This window comes from Paraburkholderia sp. BL18I3N2 (assembly GCF_003001875.1).
Taxonomy (GTDB): domain Bacteria; phylum Pseudomonadota; class Gammaproteobacteria; order Burkholderiales; family Burkholderiaceae; genus Paraburkholderia; species Paraburkholderia phytofirmans.
This window is the reverse complement of the sequence record NZ_PVNC01000003.1, coordinates 730,249-746,826: the sequence shown is the minus strand read 5'-3', so window position 1 is coordinate 746,826 and position 16,578 is coordinate 730,249. Positions and strand designations below refer to the sequence as shown.

General features: G+C 61.9%; 13 protein-coding genes and 2 pseudogenes. 11 read left to right on the top strand and 4 right to left on the bottom strand.

The genetic code is table 11. The features are described from left to right. Positions 1-808: 808 nt before the first annotated feature. The 9 genes and pseudogenes from B0G75_RS13105 (at position 809) to B0G75_RS13065 (ending at position 10,796) form a co-directional block, all read left to right on the top strand. Positions 809-2,383: a HAMP domain-containing sensor histidine kinase gene (locus B0G75_RS13105; RefSeq protein ID WP_106305498.1), complete on the top strand. Its 1,575-nt coding sequence runs from the start codon at positions 809-811 to the stop codon at positions 2,381-2,383. After that, positions 2,365-3,741, top strand: a complete 1,377-nt coding sequence (locus tag B0G75_RS13100) for a sigma-54 dependent transcriptional regulator (RefSeq protein WP_106305495.1) — start codon at positions 2,365-2,367, stop codon at positions 3,739-3,741. Before B0G75_RS13105 ends, B0G75_RS13100 begins: the two co-directional genes overlap by 19 nt. A 140-nt stretch (positions 3,742-3,881) precedes the next feature. Further along, complete coding sequence (locus B0G75_RS13095) at positions 3,882-4,688, top strand: hypothetical protein (RefSeq protein ID WP_258194425.1); 807 nt, start codon at positions 3,882-3,884, stop codon at positions 4,686-4,688. Between the two features lie 27 nt (positions 4,689-4,715). Then, positions 4,716-5,291, top strand: a complete 576-nt coding sequence (locus B0G75_RS13090; protein WP_106305487.1) for a hypothetical protein — start codon at positions 4,716-4,718, stop codon at positions 5,289-5,291. A gap of 50 nt (positions 5,292-5,341) precedes the next feature. Then, entirely contained in the window at positions 5,342-6,508 is a 1,167-nt protein-coding gene (locus B0G75_RS13085; RefSeq protein WP_106305484.1) for a metallophosphoesterase, read from the top strand. Then, complete coding sequence (locus B0G75_RS13080) at positions 6,505-7,815, top strand: MFS transporter (protein WP_106305481.1); 1,311 nt, start codon at positions 6,505-6,507, stop codon at positions 7,813-7,815. Before B0G75_RS13085 ends, B0G75_RS13080 begins: the two co-directional genes overlap by 4 nt. A 9-nt stretch (positions 7,816-7,824) precedes the next feature. Continuing rightward, positions 7,825-9,096, top strand: a complete 1,272-nt coding sequence (locus B0G75_RS13075) for an arsenic transporter (RefSeq protein WP_106305478.1) — start codon at positions 7,825-7,827, stop codon at positions 9,094-9,096. Positions 9,097-9,190: 94 nt separating this feature from the next. After that, a pseudogene (locus B0G75_RS13070) lies at positions 9,191-9,310 on the top strand (helix-turn-helix domain-containing protein); the annotation flags it as partial. Between the two features lie 172 nt (positions 9,311-9,482). Continuing rightward, positions 9,483-10,796 (top strand): MFS transporter, encoded by a 1,314-nt coding sequence (locus tag B0G75_RS13065; RefSeq protein WP_106305475.1) that lies wholly within the window; start codon positions 9,483-9,485, stop codon positions 10,794-10,796. 4 nt (positions 10,797-10,800) lie between these two features. Here the strand turns inward: B0G75_RS13065 and B0G75_RS13060 are convergent, their stop codons facing one another. Then, positions 10,801-11,841, bottom strand: coding sequence for an AraC family transcriptional regulator (locus tag B0G75_RS13060; RefSeq protein WP_106305472.1), 1,041 nt, complete (start codon positions 11,839-11,841; stop codon positions 10,801-10,803). Between the two features lie 291 nt (positions 11,842-12,132). Between B0G75_RS13060 and B0G75_RS13055 the strand changes: the two genes are divergently transcribed. Beyond that, positions 12,133-12,444: a hypothetical protein gene (locus tag B0G75_RS13055; protein ID WP_181309250.1), complete on the top strand. Its 312-nt coding sequence runs from the start codon at positions 12,133-12,135 to the stop codon at positions 12,442-12,444. Between the two features lie 312 nt (positions 12,445-12,756). On the opposite strand, the gene B0G75_RS40630 is transcribed toward B0G75_RS13055, so the two are convergent. Then, entirely contained in the window at positions 12,757-13,011 is a 255-nt protein-coding gene (locus B0G75_RS40630) for a hypothetical protein (protein WP_181309249.1), read from the bottom strand. 473 nt (positions 13,012-13,484) lie between these two features. Here B0G75_RS40630 and B0G75_RS13040 point away from each other — a divergent pair, with 473 nt between their 5' ends. After that, positions 13,485-15,389 carry an ATP-dependent metallopeptidase FtsH/Yme1/Tma family protein gene (locus B0G75_RS13040; RefSeq protein ID WP_106305466.1) on the top strand — a complete coding sequence of 635 codons (1,905 nt, stop codon included), beginning with the start codon at positions 13,485-13,487 and terminating at the stop codon, positions 15,387-15,389. A gap of 80 nt (positions 15,390-15,469) precedes the next feature. On the opposite strand, the gene B0G75_RS13035 is transcribed toward B0G75_RS13040, so the two are convergent. Together B0G75_RS13035 and B0G75_RS13030 are read right to left on the bottom strand one after the other, a co-directional pair. Then, the gene (locus B0G75_RS13035) at positions 15,470-15,727 is read right to left on the bottom strand and encodes a hypothetical protein (protein WP_106305463.1); all 258 of its coding nucleotides are present in this window, start codon (positions 15,725-15,727) and stop codon (positions 15,470-15,472) included. An 88-nt stretch (positions 15,728-15,815) separates the two neighbouring features. Next, positions 15,816-16,499, bottom strand: a pseudogene (locus tag B0G75_RS13030) (TSUP family transporter); the annotation flags it as partial. Positions 16,500-16,578 lie beyond the last annotated feature (79 nt).

Genomic DNA, 16,578 nt, shown 5'->3' with positions numbered 1-16,578 from the left:
GAAGTTGAGCTACTCGCCGGAGGTTAGCATAGCCGACTGAATTTGCCGCATTTTTTGGCGCTTACCTTGTTGGGTGACCCAATCGCACTTCGGCCGGGAATCCTCCGACGTCCTATCCCCCTTGAGTGTCGATCGTCCTCCGAGGCGCGCCGTGCGACCGGGGGCGGTTATGCAGCTGTAGCAAATCTTGCAATGGCGTCTAACCGATCTTGCAGCAGCGCTAATCTCCGACGCTGATCGCGCATCGCTGGGAGTAGCTTAAGCACCTCAAGCCGGGCGAACCAGTAGGTAACGGGAAGAGGGCCGTTTGCAATGTAAGGAAACACCTGCTCCAAGTGTAAAAGTTCGCCTTCGATGTATCGATGGTTCATTGTTGTGCCCCCGAGGCTGTGGAAGTGTCGGCGTAATGCGGCCGCAAAAATGACGTTGCAGCAACCGTCGTGCCGGACTGCAAAATGCTCGGTGTTTATATCGGCGGCTCGCCGTTTTTCTGGGCAGACTGCGTTGTTCCCGGCGACCTCCATGGCAAGACCGGGGCGGCAAGCGGCCAAGAGGAAGCGAAAGCCGTCGCGCAGAAGGACTGGGCACGGTGGACTGTGGCTGGAACGAAACGTGCTTATCGTTCGGTCGCACGTTGCGTCGCGGGGAGAACTCCGGGATGAATTCAAAAACTGTCGCACAGGTCGCATGCGGTCTCGGAGTGCTGCATTACACTCATCGCCCATCCGGATAATCTGTTGCAACCGCCGAAACTACCTCACGCAACTTTCTGGGCCACTTCGACTTTACGCTGCGGACTGTCACGACAATGAAGCGAATCTCCTTCGCAACGCAGCTGGCTTTGCTGTGGGCGCTTGTTGCAGTCGTCTGCATGCTGCTCGCCGGGTTTATCTGGCTGCTATTCCAGACAGACCAGAGCCGGCAGATTTCCACCGCCAGTCAACAGTCCATCGCCGCGTGCGAACACGTGGCTGCACGCTATGCGCTCTCCCGGCAGCTTGGCACGGACTCACCTGCCACCGACCTGATGCATGCAGTCCTCGACACGGTCCTGATCCAGACACCGAAAATCGAAGGTGGCTTCTGGGGAAGCAGTGGCGACGCCCCGAGCAACCGGACTCCGGCGCCTCCTCCCGTGCCCGGTCCGGCCGGCAGTACCGCCCCGCCGAGGGCGCCTGATGGATTTCTTGCGTATTCGTTCCCGACGTACGAAGGCAGCGGGGTCAAACGGGACATTCCTCAGGCAGAGACGCCCCTGATACTCCGCGCGCTGCGCCTAGCAGTGTCCAGACGCGCTTCGGTTTATGACTCGGTGCCAGGCGGAGAAGGCGCTACGGTTTCCGCTGCCTGCCCTGTCGCCGGAAGTTCGACGCTTTATGCATGGACGCTCACCAGGGCGCAAGCTCCGCTTGGGCAATATGGCCATATCCTCGTGCTGTCTCTCGCCGTCATTCTGACGGGTATTCTGGTCATCGCCCTGATTCTCGGCATTGCGCTGCGACGGTGGAGGAAAAACCTGTCGGCACTCGAGCGGGGCCTATCGCCAGAAACGGCGGACTCCCTCACTGAACTTCCACTGGTCGGGGAAGCCGACCTCGACAAAATCATCAACGCCGTCAACGCCTTCGCCGCGCGGTCCAGGGCTTCACAAGCCCGTGCCTCGGCTTTAAGCGAGAAGTTACTGCAAGCCGAGCGCTTCGCCTCGCTTGGCAAGCTCGCTGCACAGGTAGCACATGAAATCCGTAATCCATTAGGTGCCGTCAGGTTGAAACTGGAGAATGTTCTCGCGCATGACGGCGACACACCGAATCAATCGCTCAAGTCGGCTCTCGGTCAGGTGGAACGTATCGAGACGCAGGTAACGAGTCTGCTCGCGTTGACGCAGCCCGTGACACTCGTGATGAATGCCGTCGATGTGGCGCAATGGCTAGTGGCGAGCGCGGGTACGCATCAGGAACGGGCGGCGCTGAAGGGTGTCAACCTGACATTCGATGTTGACCATCTGAAGCCGGCGCAACCGGCGGTTGCCGGTCAACTGGCGAGGTTCGACCCGATACAGATGGCAAGGGCGCTCGACAACCTCATACTGAATGCAATCAGGCATGCCCCGCCCGGGGGCGTAGTCGCGGTACGCGCACAGCACGTCGAAACCAGCACCGGCGACACGTTGCGTATTGCTGTCGTGGATAATGGACCAGGAATATCTGTCGCCGACCGGGAACGTATTTTCGAGCCATTCGTCACCGGACGGCCAGATGGCTCAGGTCTGGGCCTGGCCGTTGTCCGCGAAGTCGCGGCAGCGCACGGTGGCCGTGCACACGTGGCCGACACTGACAGCGGCGCTTGTTTCGTCATTGAGATTCCATGGCACACATACTCGTAGTCGACGATGACGATGGCTTTCGTGAGGGGCTCGTCGAAACGCTGGTCGACCTTGGTCACTCGATCGATGAGGCGAGCTCCGGCGAACAGGCGCTGGAAATCTTGACGAATGCCGCCGTTCCATTCACCTGCATGTTTCTCGACTTCCGCCTGCCCGGCATGGACGGGCTCGCTGTACTCGAAGCATTGCAGACAACCGTCCACGGGCCGATGCTGCCAGTTGTCATGCTGACCGGCTTTGCATCGAGCGACAACACGATAGGCGCGATGACGTTAGGGGCCTTCGACCATCTGACGAAGCCGGTCGGAAGACAGGCGATACAGTCGTTGCTCGAGCGTATCGTTTCCTCAACCGCGGCAGGCGCGACGTCCGACGAACCGCTGCCTCAGTTCACCGTTGAGCCGGCGAGTACGAAGCCCCGGTTGCTGGGTGTCAGTGAGACGTTGCGCGAGGTACAGAAGCAAATTGGGCGCGCTGCATCATCAGATGCAACGGTCCTCTTCAGTGGCGAAACCGGTACGGGAAAAGAGGTGGCGGCACGCGTGCTTCACGATGCGTCGAAGCGTCGGGGTAAGCCGTTCGTCGCGGTGAACTGCGCTGCCATTCCTCCTGACCTGCTCGAAAGCGAACTGTTCGGGCATGTTAAAGGCGCCTTCACAGGCGCCTCGGCAGACCGCGCCGGATGTTTCGCCGCTGCCGACGGCGGCACGCTGCTGCTCGACGAGGTCGGCGACATGCCGCTGCCGATGCAGGCCAAGCTGTTGAGGGTCATCCAGGAACGGCACATTACTCCGCTGGGCTCCAATCGCGTGATTCCTGTCGACATCAGGCTCGTCGCGGCAACCCATCGCGACCTGAAGGCGATGGTCGAAGCAGGCGAGTTCCGCGAGGACCTGCTTTACCGGCTCAACATCATCCCCATCGAATTACCCCCTCTGCGCGAGCGACTGGCCGACATCCTTCCGCTCGCCGAACACTTTCTCGCCGAAGCCGGCATTCGCCGGTCTCGCGGCGTGCGGCTGTCCTCGCCGGCGCAACGCCTGCTGCTCGGTTACACATGGCCGGGAAATGTCCGTGAACTTAGAAACGCAATCGAGCGCGCGGGTGCACTGGCTCCGGGACCTTCTATCACGGCAGAGGACCTCGGGTTTCTGAGCGCGAAACCGAACGATGGCCAGCCGCTCCTGAACGCAAGCTTCTTTGACATGTCATTGCCGGGCGCCGTGGAAGCAGTCGAGCGGGCAATGATTAGCCACGCGCTGAGACTCGCTGACAACAACCGCGCCGATGCGGCGCGCCGGTTGGGCATTAGCCGCCAGACGCTTTACGCGAAGCTGGCGGCGCTCAAGCTCGAATGAGGTGTCAAGCAATCCGACGCGCTCTGTCGGGTTGCCTGACACCTTGTCTGGCTGAATCGCCCGCAAAGCCCTGCTGAGAAGGAACATTCGTAATGGCATAGGCCTTGCAATTGACTCCGTGTCGTTCAACGGAGAGCATCATGGCCTCAGATCATTTCAACCCGACGGGCGGCCAGCACACGCTGGCGGGCCGTACCGCTCCAACCGCAAAGGTCGCCCGCGCTGCAGCCTTAGCACTGTGTCTCGCCACGCTCGCGTGCGCCGCGCAAACCCCGCCTCTTCAGGGACCCGGCACGCCTGTTCCTCCACCGCTCGCCGGTGCACCCGCTGGCGCGATGCCCGCCGTGGCGCCGCCACCTCCGATGCCGCCCGCCCCATTGGCGATGCAGCAGCAGCCGGTGGTCGCAACCGGGACGGTGAGCCGCTTCGTCATCAACCCGGAAGGCGATGTCGACGGCTTTCTTCTGGGTGACGGTTCGCTGGTCCACTTCCCGCCGCATATGAGCGCACAACTGGTCAGCGTTGTCCATGCTGGCGACCCGGTGCAAATCGCAGGGTTTCGTGGCGGCGCGGGCAACATCACTGCGCAGCAAATCACCAATCAACGAACGTCCCAGCAGATCGTCGACCAACCCCCGCCAGTCAACGCAATGCGTCTTCCGCCGGCCTTGCGCGGAGCAGGTCTCGTCAAACTCAGTGTCAAGGGCACGGTGGCACGTGTCACGACTGCACCGCGCGGAGAGCCTGATGGCGTGATTCTCAGCAATGGAACGGTCATCAAGATGCCGCCGCCGCAAGCACAGCAGTTTGCCAACCTGATGCGACCAGATGCAGTGGTGGCCGCCAGCGGATACGGAACGCGCAATCAATTCGGCGAAGCGCTGCAGGCAACAGCGTTCGGCACGCCTGGCAACGTCACGCAGTTGTACGGCGATACACCCAACTAACTTCTTCTTTCTTACTGGAGTTACACCATGCATTGGATTGACCCGGAGTGCTTGCAGGAAGCGCGCGGCACCGTTACCCGGTTCCTCCTGAATCCCCACGGAGAACTGGACGGTTTGATTCTCGACAACGACAGACAGGTGCGACAGGTGCATTTCCCGCCCCATCTTTCCAGACAGATCGCGAAACATGTCAGCGTTGGCGACAAGGTTCGCGTGAGAGGCGTCAAACCACGTGCTGCCGATATGGTCGCAGCCGTCCAGCTGACATTGGGAACAGGTGTCGTGATTCTCGACGAAGGTCCGCATCGCCATGGCGAGAGGCATGAGAAGCCGCATGCCGACAGGCGCGCGATGGAGGCCATAGGTGAAGTGGAACTCTCACTGTACGGGCCCAAGGGCGAACTGCGCGGCGCCTTGTTGACCGATGGAACCTCGATTCGCATGCCTCCTCATGCCGCGGAGAATCTGTCCAGTTACCTCGAAGCCGGTGCCCACATCCAGGTCTGGGGCCATGGCGTGAAGAACCGGCACGGCAAAACCATTGAAGTCGACGACATCGCCGAACTGGTCGATGCGGAGGATCTCCCAGCGACGGCGGAGTAGTCACACGAACCGAACCTTATCCAGCCACTTTCATTGAAGAAGAATGCGAAATGGTACAAAGGCAAAACACGTTCCCGCCATCGAGGCTTTCGCACTGCGGCGAGCCGCTTGTATGGATGCATATCGGCGACCTCCATCTGACTGAGGCCGAACTGCCCAACCATCTCGCGCTACGCGACATCATCGGGCAGGCGAATGCGCATCTCGCAGGGCAAATCGACTTTGCCGTGCTACCCGGCGACAATGCCGACGACGGTACGTCTGCGCAGTACCAGATTCTTCGCGCCGAGCTTGACCATCTCAAGCTCCCGGTTCACATCATCCCCGGTGACCACGACTTCAAGTCGCGAGACCTGCACGCATTTCACACTGTACTTCGCGCTGAACATCTTCCGAAAGTCATCTCCGTTAGAGACTATCGCTGCTTCTTTCTGGACTACGTCTCTGCTGGAACGGGTGGTCCGGATTTCAGACTAGGGCAGCCTCAAATGGATTGGCTGAAGGCAGAGCTTCAAAAGGCCGCTGCAGCAGGTAAAGAAACGGTGGTTTTCGCCCATGGCTATCCGGCAGACCTTGCGGACGCTGAAGAAGCCTTTGCGTTCCATCGTTTGCTCCGGGAGTTCCGCGTCGCGGCTGTCGATATGGGGCATACCCACTACAACGAACTCGCGAATGACGGCAGGACCATCTATGCATCGACACGCTCGACCGGTCAGATAGAGGAGGGACCGGCGGGCTTCTCTCTTTTAGCGGTGGATAGCGGTGTGGTGAGCTGGCGTTTCAAACCTCTCGATGAAGCATGGCCTGTGGCGATGATTACCTCGCCGGCGGACAGGCGACTGGTTACGCGACCGTATCTGCCCAATCAGGTGCCCTCCGGTCAAGCCTCCATCAGAGCGAAAGCGTGGAGCGCGAAAGGCATAACATGCGTGGACTGCCGGATTGGCGACGGCGAATGGCAGCCCATGGTTTTCGCGGCATCGGAGCGGCTCTGGACGCTCAATTGTGCAATCCCCGATGGGGCATGTCCGATTTTTGTGCGCGCGACGGACCGTGCCGGGTCTACCGGCTTCGACAGCATCGAAGCCACCTCGACATTCGATGAGAGCCGGGAGCGGCACGCGGATGGAAGCGATCGCGACACGATTGGCGCGTGGGAAGAGAAACACCTCATGGGCACCCAGCTCGGACCGAACCGTAACGGGAGAAAGTGGTGAGCCCGCGGTCAGAGCAGCAGCCGGCTGACGACGAAGCGCCGAAGTCCCCGTCGTCACGCAGCCTGCGCGGGCTCGACGGGTTGAATTTCCTGATGGCCGACGTGCGGGACGGTCTCGGCCCCTTCCTGTCCGTCTATCTGAAAGGCACCCAACACTGGGGCTCGGGCAACATCGGTCTGGTCATGGCGGCCAGCGGTGTTGCAGCGGCTATCTGCCAGATTCCGGCGGGATTGCTGGTGGACGCGGTCCGCGTCAAGCGCCTGCTCATTGCAATTTCAGGTCTGCTGGTCGGCGCGGGATGTCTTCTGATTGCCTTCTTCCCGAAACTGCCAACCGTGCTCGCCGCGCAAATTACGCTCGGCGCAGCCTCGGCCATCATTCCACCTTGTCTCGCGGCATTGAGCCTCGGCGTGGTGGGACACCGGCTGTTGCCCGCCCGGATAAGCCGCAACGAAGGGTTTAATCACGCAGGAAATTTCACGGCAGCTGTTCTGGCGGGCGCTCTGGGACAGTACGTCGGGGTTATCTGGCTGTTCTATCTTATCTGCGGATTTGCAGTGGCAAGTGCGCTTGTGGTTCTGCTGATCAAGCCGAAAGAGATTGACCACGAGCTCGCCCGTGGCGCCGAAAAGCCGTCGGAGACGAAGGGGCGCACTAGCCCCATGACGTTTTCGGCACTATGGAAAAAACGCGACCTCAAGGTATTCATCATCTCGGTCGTCCTCTTTCACTTTGGCAATGCCGCGATGCTGCCGCTCGCAGGCCAGGTCATTGCAAAGGTCCATCCAGGGATGGACGTCATCGCGCTGAGTGCCTGCGTGATCGCTGCACAACTCGTGATGGTCGCGGTTGCCGCGACCGTGGGCCATGCCCTGCACAAAGGTGTTGGGCGCAAGAAGATCTTCCTGGTCGCACTGGCTGTACTGCCGGTCCGGGGTGTGCTGTTCTCGATGACGAGCAGTCCCTATGCCGTGGTGGCGATTCAGTTGCTCGACGGGGTCGCTGCCGGCATTTTTGGTGTTATCGGGGTCGTCATAGCGTCCGACCTGATGCGCGGCACCGGACGGTTCAATCTTGCTCAGGGCCTCATGGCGCTTGCGGTGGGAATCGGCGCTGCGCTCAGTAACGTCACCGGGGGATATGTCGTTGAGAAATTTGGTTTTACGGCAGGATTTCTGAGCCTGGCTGCCATCAGCGCCTTGGCACTCATATTCTTCACGGCGTTCATGCCGGAAACGCGACCGCACGAAGATGGTAAGGCGGTGCCGGGCGGGCAGCTCCGAGACTTCATTCCAACATCGAACTGACTTGAAAAAATGAATGCATTGCTGAGTTCCCCTGTGTCCGTCTGGGCTATCGCCGCGCTCTCGACGCTCGGCGTCATCACCCGGCCGTTCAGGTTTCCCGAGGCGGTGTGGGCCGTGCTCGGCGCACTTGCCCTATGCGGGCTTGGGATGCTGTCATGGTCCGCCGCACTTGCGGCCGTCGGCAAGGGCCTCGACGTCTACCTGTTTCTGACCGGCATGATGGTGGCCTCGGAGCTGGCCCGAAAGGAGGGGCTATTCGACTACCTGGCTGCACTTGCTGCGAAACGCGCTGCAGGCTCGGCGAAGAAACTGTTCTTTCTGATGTATTGCGTCGGTACGATCGTGACCGTCTTCATGTCCAACGACGCGACGGCAGTCGTGCTGACACCCGCGGTGCTCGCGGTTGCCCACGTCGTCAAGGCAGAGAAGCCTCTGCCGTATCTCTACATTTGCGCCTTCATCGCGAACGCCGCGAGTTTCGTTTTGCCCATCTCAAACCCTGCGAATCTGGTCATCTTTCAGGACCGTATGCCGACACTGCTGAACTGGCTCGGTCGTTTCGCCGTACCGTCCGTGTTGAGCATTGTCGTCACCTATCTGGCGCTGCGTTTCATGCAGCGGGAGGAACTCACGCAGCAGATTGAGTCCGAGGTCGATGTTCCCAGGCTGTCGGCCGCCGGCAAAGCGACGGGCCTCGGCATCGCCGTGATGGCCATCGTGATGCTGGGCGCGTCGGCACTTGATGTATCCCTTGGCCTGCCGACTTTTTGCGCCGGGCTCGCTCTCTTTTTCGCCATCTGCATCCTGAAGGGGAAATTTCTCGGTGCGCATCTTGGCGAGATTTCCTGGGCGGTCCTCCCACTGGTCGCCGGACTTTTCGTTCTGGTCGAGGGTCTTCAGCGCACAGGCGTGATAGCAAATCTGGCCGCTGTCGTCAGGACAGCTTCGACAACCATTCCCACCCACGCAGGCTGGATTTCCGGTGCCGTCATGGCTGTCGCCTGCAATCTCATCAATAACCTGCCGGCTGGCCTGATAGCCGGCTCAGCGCTCACAGCCGCTCATGCACCCACGACCGTCGCGAGTGCGGTCCTGATAGGCGTCGACCTCGGTCCGAACTTCTCGGTCACGGGCTCGCTCGCCACCATTCTCTGGCTGACGGCCCTGCGCCGGGACGGTATCGAGGTGACTGCGTGGTCTTTTCTCAAGCTGGGTGTCGTCGTGACGCTGCCCGCCTTGGTGACTGCATTGGGCGCTGTTGCCTTGGGAGCGACGTGGTAGACGTGTTGTCCCCTGGCGCCAAACGAGGGCGCTCTTGAGTTCCAATATGGAATCGTGTTCTCATTCGGCGTCGAAATCGAATTGAGCGTGCATCATGGCGGGGAATCTCGAGCGGGCGCTGGCCATCATCGAACTGCCGGCGAAGCAGCGCGGCGACATGCAACTGGCCGCCATCGCCGACATGCTGAATATGCCGCGAAGAGGCACGCGTCGACCGCGGGCCGCTTGAGCTTCGAGATGCCTGCTGGCGCGCGCGAGCCTGTGCAAGACCGAGGGCCCCGACACGTGGAATTGCAGCGTGATGCGGGGCGGTTACGTTAAACAGGCGGCTCGCGTTTCTTCCGTCACTTTCCTGAATACCTCGACGAATTCGTCGACAACCACTCATGCACACTGTTGCCGGCAATGCGGCCCCGCTGTCCCGCGCCGAACTCAGGCGTATCGTCGCCGCCATCGTGATCGGCAATGGTTTTGTCGCTTACGACTTCACTGTCTACAGCTTCTCGGCCGTCGCGATCGGCAATCTGTTCTTTCCATCGCACAATCCCGCGTCATCGCTGTTGCTGTCGCTCGCCACCTTTGGCGCGGGGTTCGTGATGCGCCCGCTCGGCGCGATCATGATCGGCCATATTGCCGACAGCCGTGGCCGTAAAGCCGGCCTCACCGTATCGCTCGCCTTGATGACGCTCGGCACGTGGCTGATCGCATGCCTGCCGGGCTATGCGTCGATCGGCCCGGCGGCGACCGTGCTGATGGTGCTCGCGCGCCTGATGCAAGGGCTCGCGGCGGGCGGCGAGATCGGCCCGGCGTCGGCCTCGCTGATGGAATCGGCCGGCTACCGGCACCGCTGCTTCATGGTGAGCTGGCGCGGTGCCAGTCAGGGCGCGGCCGCTTTCGCCGCCGCGCTGGTCGGGGTGGGCACCACGGCGCTGCTATCGCCCGCCGCCATGCATGAATGGGGCTGGCGGATTCCGTTCGTGCTCGGTGGATTGATCGGCCCCGTCGGCTGGTATCTGCGCCGCCGCATGCCGGCGGCCGCGCCGCAGGAGCGCACCCGGCTCAGCCCGCGGCGGCTGTTCGCGGAGCATACGCGCCCGCTCGTCTGCGGCATTCTGATGATGGCGGCGCCTTCGGTGAGCATCTACATCACCGTGTTCTACATGCCGGCTTATCTGGTGCGTACCTTGCACCGGCCGCCGACCATCAGTCTTTTGACGGCGTGCCTCTCGGGCGTCGTGATTCTGCTCGTGACGCCGCTGGTCGCGCACGCGGCCGACCGGCTCGCGAGCCGCAAGACGCTGCAGTACGCGTCGCTTCTCGCATCGCTGGCGGCGGCGTGGCCTGCTTTCTGGGCGCTGACCCACGGTGCCGGCGATCTCGCGGCGCTCGTCATTATCACGGCTTATGTGGCGCTCGCGGTGAACAATGCCGGCGCCGCTTCCGTGCTGATGATGGAAGCGTTCCCGGTTCACCGGCGCGCGGCCGGACTGTCGGTGATTTACAGCTTCGGCGTGGTCCTGTTCGGCGGCTTTTCGCCGTTTCTCGTGACGTGGCTCATCAACCGGACAGGCGATCCGATGATTCCGGCGTGGTATCTGATGGGCGCCACCGCGCTTACACTGCTCGCGCTGAAGGCGTTCCCGGAAGCGGAGCCCGAGGCGGGCGCGCGCGCTGCAAGCGCGTCGCAATCGCTTGCCTGAAGCGCTAGGCCGCGTTGCGCGACTGCTGCAGGTCGAAGGCGCGGGCGCGCATGTCCTGCGGGCTCATGTCGAAGGCGCGGCGAAACGCGCGGGTGAAGTCGGACGCGCTCTGAAAGCCGAGGCCAAAAGCGATTTCCGCGACCTGCAGATGCCGATAACGGACTAGTTCGTCCGCTGCCTCGCGCAAACGGCGGTTGCGGATATAGGCGCCGAGACCGCCTTCGTGCTCGAACCAGCGATAGATCGTCGCGCGTTTCAGCTGCAGCGCCTGAACCACGCCGGTCGGCGTGAGCTCGCCCTGGTGCAGGTTGGCGTCGATATAGCGGCGCACCCGGCCCATGACGGCGGCCTGCAGCGCGGCGCGGCTGGCGCCGCTCAGGCGCGCTTCCTTGCGAAACGCGGCCACCAGCAACTGCGTGCCCGTCTGCAGGGCATGGATGGCGCTGGCCGGATCGAGCCGCGCGATGTCGCGGGCGAGCGCCGTCATGTGATCCAGCACGACGCCGGTCAGCGGCGAGCCTTGCTGGACGATGCGGCCGTGAATCGCCGCGCCGTCGCGTAATTCTTCGTCGACCACCGCAGCCGGCACGAACAGGCTTAGAAGGCGGCATTCGGGGCGCTCGGCGCGAAACGGCTGGTTCAGATCGAACGCGACAATGCCTTGCACCGAGCCCGGCGCGCTGCGTTTTTTGTGCATGCCGGTGACGTGGCCGATTTCCCCTTCCACGAAGAGCTGAAACACGTAATCGCGCCGCGAGTCGGTGGATACGCGGGCTACCGAGCGCTCCAGTTGCATCGAATCGGTGCGGCAGTCGGTAAAAGTCATGCCGCCGACCGCGTATAAATCGATTTCCCCGCGAAATCCCCCGGCAATCTGCGCTTTCGACGGCGGCGCGTCGACCACATGCCCCACGCGCCGGCGCCAGGCAAGGAATTGTTCGCCAGGCGCCAGTCCGTGCGTGCTGAAACGGCTCGTCGACACAGCGGAGTGCGAATGGTCCGCGGCGGCCGCGGGCAGATGGTCCGGCAAGGTACGCTGGTTCATTAATCGGTTGCTGCAAGCGAGAAATGTGTTTCGGCGTGGCTGCGGCGTGCATACGGCTATCTCACGCGCCGCCCTCCGAATTTTGAGACGGACGGTCAAGCCTAACAAAAAAGATGCATTAATGTTGTGTGATTAGATGCAGATCGCTTTCGCTGACGACGTGGCCGGCAGTCAACCGCCGCCGCCCAAGGGAAATCGCAGCTGCGCGCAGAAACAGCGCCGAGCCCTTACGCGCGCTCCAAGGGTGCGAGGTTTACGCGTTGCCGGCAGGCAATTCACGGGGTATCAACGATGAGCGGCACGAACATGCAACCGACCGCGCAATGTGGCGCTCGGCTTCCGGCTAGTCTGGTGGACGGCCACTTGCGACATCTCGAGAACGTGGTGGAGTACCTGACGCGTGGGGACGCGTCCGGCGGACTTTATCCGCTCGACCACGAGTATTGGGAAAAACGTATCAGGGCGCTGGAAGAGACTTACGAATTGATTGCCAGCCAGCGCCACCGTCTGACGAGACTTTCCGAAAGACTCGCGAGCGAAGCGCAAATGGCGCAAATGGCACAGATGGCACGGTTGGCGCTGAAGCCGCGCACGGCGGCTTGAGTCTGTCGGCACACAGAAATACGAGAACCGGATTTTAGTCGGGGAGACCAGTTCGATGCGGGCCGACATCGCTAATAAAAGCTAATAAGCTAATAAAGGCAGCAGAACCTGAGAGAGCAAGCGGCGACGGTGCGAACGGGCCCGAAGAGGCCCGTCGCACCTCCCCAACGCTTGACTGTCGGTGCACACCTGCGGCGCCGACCCGCGTCGCTGCCTCCGCCGCCTCATCCATGAGCCGGGCGATAACTTCCGCCGCCGGCGCGCACCGCTCGACCAGCGCCGACGATTCCCCCGCGAACAACGCCATTTTTTTCATATCGCCCACGCGTATCGCGTAGCGGGGAGATCGTGCTGAAGCTCGATCACTGGTGCTTCTCCGACCATGCCGAGCAGGTCGAAGCCGCCGGCTTCAGAAACGGCGACCGCCAACTCGACGCGCCGGGCCGCCCATGCCGGCTGAAACGACGGGGTGCCGGCGAGCAAGCGGTCAGGCGCTGTATCGAATACCGGCGTGGTGTCGTGCGTGTCGCACGGCGGTGATTCACAGGGTTGTGCGACTCGCCGCATCGAACCTCCATCCGCGGCGGTCTTTTTAGAGTGGATGGAGATGAGCGCTGCGGCAGCGGCTAATTTTTCGTCGGAGGATACGCTAGCGCGACAAGCCGATATTCAGTAATTCTGACCGCTTTAAATAGGGAGCGGTTAATAATAGATATGTTGAATACGCAATGAATTTAGCGCTGATAAACTGTGCGCCGGAGCACTGTCGTAGCGCGCTGCACGCAGCGCTCGCTCCCCAAAATCCGGCGTTTCCAAAACGCCGGATAGACGGTAGAACTAGGCCTTTTCTGCGATTTGGAAGAAGCGGCGGCGCGGCATACTGGCCGTGTGCACGTTGCTAAAAGGGACGTATGGTTGGCTGTCCTGTCTTCCGGTTATGCATTGGTGTCGCATCAGTCGATTCCCCTCCGCCAACCTCTGCCCAACTGAACTTTGACAAGTATCGGGGCTCGCTTTGAGCCCGTTTTTGGAAGTGACTCATGAAGCCGGGAAACAATTCGCTTGGTAAAAGACGCACACGCAAGATCGCTATCTCGGTAGCGGCGGCGCTTATCGCAGTGCTGCTCGCGTTCGGCGTGTGGCATTACCAGCAGCGTGCGGCACAGGTCGCGCCTGCGCTGACCGGCGTCGCGAGCCAGATGCGCCACGATTCCTCGGCATGGACGCACGAAGAAAAAGACGCTTCGCAAATGCTGCGCGATATTCACGACGCCAAGGTTGCCGCGATCGGCGTGAGTCCCAACGCGATACTGATCTCGAAGCGCGACGGCACGAAATACTTCGTCACCGACCACAACGCGACGTTCTCGCATGCGCTGCTACTCGGCGAGCCGAAGGCCGACGAAGCCGCCGCGTATCAACTCGTCTGGCTTCCCGATGCGGATATTCAAACCGGCGGTTCGCGCTGGGTGCAGTTGTTCGATCAGGTGCGCGAGGCCATCAGCGTGTTGCTGCCGTTGTTGCTGATCGGCGGGATGGTGTGGTTCATGCGGCGCGAAATGCGCGGTGGCGCCACGCTGCTCGCCAGGGCGCCCGCCCTGCGTTTCGACGACGTGATCGGCGCGGGCGAAGCGAAGGCGGCGCTCGCGGACATTCGCGGCTATCTGTCCGACCCGAAACAATTCACGTCGATGGGCGTGCGCGCGCCGTGCGGCATTCTGATGGTGGGCGGGCCGGGCGTCGGCAAGACGCGGCTTGCGCAGGCGCTAGCCGGCGAGTGCGGCGCCAACTTCATCTCGATCACGGGCAGCTATTTCAGCGCGAAGTATTACGGCGTCGGCATCCAGAAGGTCAAGCACCTGTTCGAACTGGCGCGCAAGAATGCGCCCACGGTGATCTTCATCGACGAAGCCGACGGGCTCGCCAAGCGCACGGATACGGGCAGCGGTCCGGTCGAAGCCGAGAGCAACCGCATCATCAATCAACTGCTGGCGGAAATGGATGGCTTCGCTTCGAACGAAGGCGTGATCGTCGTCGCGGCGACCAATCACCCCGACAATCTGGACGAGGCGTTGCGCCGGCCGGGCCGCTTCGATCGCACCGTGCAGGTCCGTTTGCCCGATCGCGAAGACCGAGCGAAGATTTTCCGTTTCTACGCGCAGAAACTGAAGTCGAAAGCCGCTGACATCGACTACGATCAACTGGCGCGCCTGACCACGGGTTTGTCGCCGGCAACGGTCGCGATGGTAGTGAATCAGGCGGGGCTCGTCGCGCGTAAGGCGGGAGACACCGAAATCGCCTCGAAGCATTTCATGGAAGCGATCAAGATTGCGCGGATCGGCGACGTGAGCGGCGCCGAGCGCGCGCTGAGCGAAGACGAACGCACGCGTATCGCCGTGCACGAAGCGGGGCACGGTCTCGTCGCCGCGCTACTCGGCACGGGCGTGCTGGAAGAAGTCACGATCTTGCCGCGCGGCGGTGCACTCGGTGTGGCGCTCATCACGAAAGCGCAGGACAAGCACCTGTATCGCGAGACCGAGATCCGCAACGAAATCCAGGTATTGCTCGGCGGCCGCAACGCGGAAATTCTGACGTTCTCCGAAGCATCGAGCGGCGCCGCATCGGATTTGCAGGAAGCGTCGCGCATCAGCCTCGACATGGTGTCGAAATTCGGTTTCAACAGCGACGGCGATCTGTTCAGCCTCGCGGCGCTGCCGTCGCAGTACGCGGGTCTGCAAATGAAGAGCGCCATCGAGCACGCGAATGTGCTGCTCAAGGAATTGAACGAACTGTGTTACGGCTTGCTGCATGCGTACGAGCCGGTGCTGCGTGCAATTGCGGACGAATTGCTCGAGCAGGAAACAGTGCCCGGCGAAACCGTGTACCGGTTGATCAGGGAACACAAGAGCGCGCTAAAGATCGTTCACGAGCCGGAAGCGGCTTGAACGGATGATCGACGGATAGCGTCGATCGCAAACACTAGGCGGCGCCCGTCATGGCGCCGCTTTTTTATTGGCCGCACTAGCTACGCGAAATCCGATGGACCCGGCTCCGGGACGCCCGGGGGCGTTTCGGTGTCGCCCAGTGCTTCGCCGTCGTCGTCAGCGGGCGGCGGCGTTTCGCCTTTTTTCGGCAGCGGTTGATCGAGACCCGGTTCGACCGGCGTGGGGATTGCATCGCCGATCGGTTTGGAAACCTCGGTGGGCGGCCTGCCGGGGTCTTCCTCGGGCTGGCGCGGGGGCTCGTGCTCTTGCTCGTTCGGGGAATTGGCCATGGTTGCCACGACGGGCTCTCCGGTTGATTGGGGTACACCTTTGCGCAGCAATGCGCGTACCACGGCCCATTTCGAACGCGCGCTAACGGTGCAGTCCTTATAGGACGCCGGATTTCCAGATCATCTGCGCGGCGGCGGCCACTACGAACACGAGCACCAGAATCCTGAATGCGGAGGGCGGCAAGCGATCGCGCAAGGGTCGCACCAGCAGCATGCCTGCGATCACCGGCACGCTCGCGCAGGCGGAGATGGCCAGGTCCGTCCAGCTAGCATGCACTCCGCCGCTGAACGTCGCGACGAGCGTGATGATCGACACCACCAGAATGATGGCGATCTGCTTCGTGAATGCTTTGCCCGTCGCGCCCGTGGCGATCAGATACATCGCGAGCAAGGGGCCGGGCACCGAAGCAATGCTCTCCATCAGCGCCGCGCCGAATCCCAACACGAATCCGGCCGGCTTGGCCCACGTCGGCGAGAGCGTCAGCCGCGGCGAGGCGAGCAACAGCAATGCTGCGATCATCAGCAAGGCGCCGGCGGCCGCTTGCGCGCGATGCGGCGCCAGCGAAATCAATACGGTCACGCCGACGATGTTGCCGATCACCGTGCCGATCAACGGCGCGGCGATGCGCCTGACGGTCGGCAGGAGTTCGCCGCCTTCGAGCGCCTGCGGGATATTGCCGAGAATGATCGGCATCGACAGCAGAAGAACGGCTTCCTTGATCGGCAGGAAGTGGCTCAGGATCGGCATGGCCACGAGCGGCACGCCGATGCTGGCAAGCCACCCCGACGTTGCAGCGCCATGGACGAAACCCTAATATATTGATTTATAAGAAAAATATGCCGACAGAGCTATGTCCATA

What these genes read in the sequence shown, in the direction of transcription:
- B0G75_RS13105 (WP_106305498.1), top strand. Translation starts at nt 809, where the DNA reads ATGAAGCGAATCTCCTTCGCAACGCAGCTGGCTTTGCTGTGGGCGCTT.
- B0G75_RS13100 (WP_106305495.1), top strand. Translation starts at nt 2,365, where the DNA reads ATGGCACACATACTCGTAGTCGACGATGACGATGGCTTTCGTGAGGGG.
- B0G75_RS13095 (WP_258194425.1), top strand. Translation starts at nt 3,882, where the DNA reads ATGGCCTCAGATCATTTCAACCCGACGGGCGGCCAGCACACGCTGGCG.
- B0G75_RS13090 (WP_106305487.1), top strand. Translation starts at nt 4,716, where the DNA reads ATGCATTGGATTGACCCGGAGTGCTTGCAGGAAGCGCGCGGCACCGTT.
- B0G75_RS13085 (WP_106305484.1), top strand. Translation starts at nt 5,342, where the DNA reads ATGGTACAAAGGCAAAACACGTTCCCGCCATCGAGGCTTTCGCACTGC.
- B0G75_RS13075 (WP_106305478.1), top strand. Translation starts at nt 7,825, where the DNA reads ATGAATGCATTGCTGAGTTCCCCTGTGTCCGTCTGGGCTATCGCCGCG.
- B0G75_RS13065 (WP_106305475.1), top strand. Translation starts at nt 9,483, where the DNA reads ATGCACACTGTTGCCGGCAATGCGGCCCCGCTGTCCCGCGCCGAACTC.
- B0G75_RS13060 (WP_106305472.1), bottom strand. Translation starts at nt 11,841, where the DNA reads ATGAACCAGCGTACCTTGCCGGACCATCTGCCCGCGGCCGCCGCGGAC.
- B0G75_RS13055 (WP_181309250.1), top strand. Translation starts at nt 12,133, where the DNA reads ATGAGCGGCACGAACATGCAACCGACCGCGCAATGTGGCGCTCGGCTT.
- B0G75_RS40630 (WP_181309249.1), bottom strand. Translation starts at nt 13,011, where the DNA reads ATGCGGCGAGTCGCACAACCCTGTGAATCACCGCCGTGCGACACGCAC.
- B0G75_RS13040 (WP_106305466.1), top strand. Translation starts at nt 13,485, where the DNA reads ATGAAGCCGGGAAACAATTCGCTTGGTAAAAGACGCACACGCAAGATC.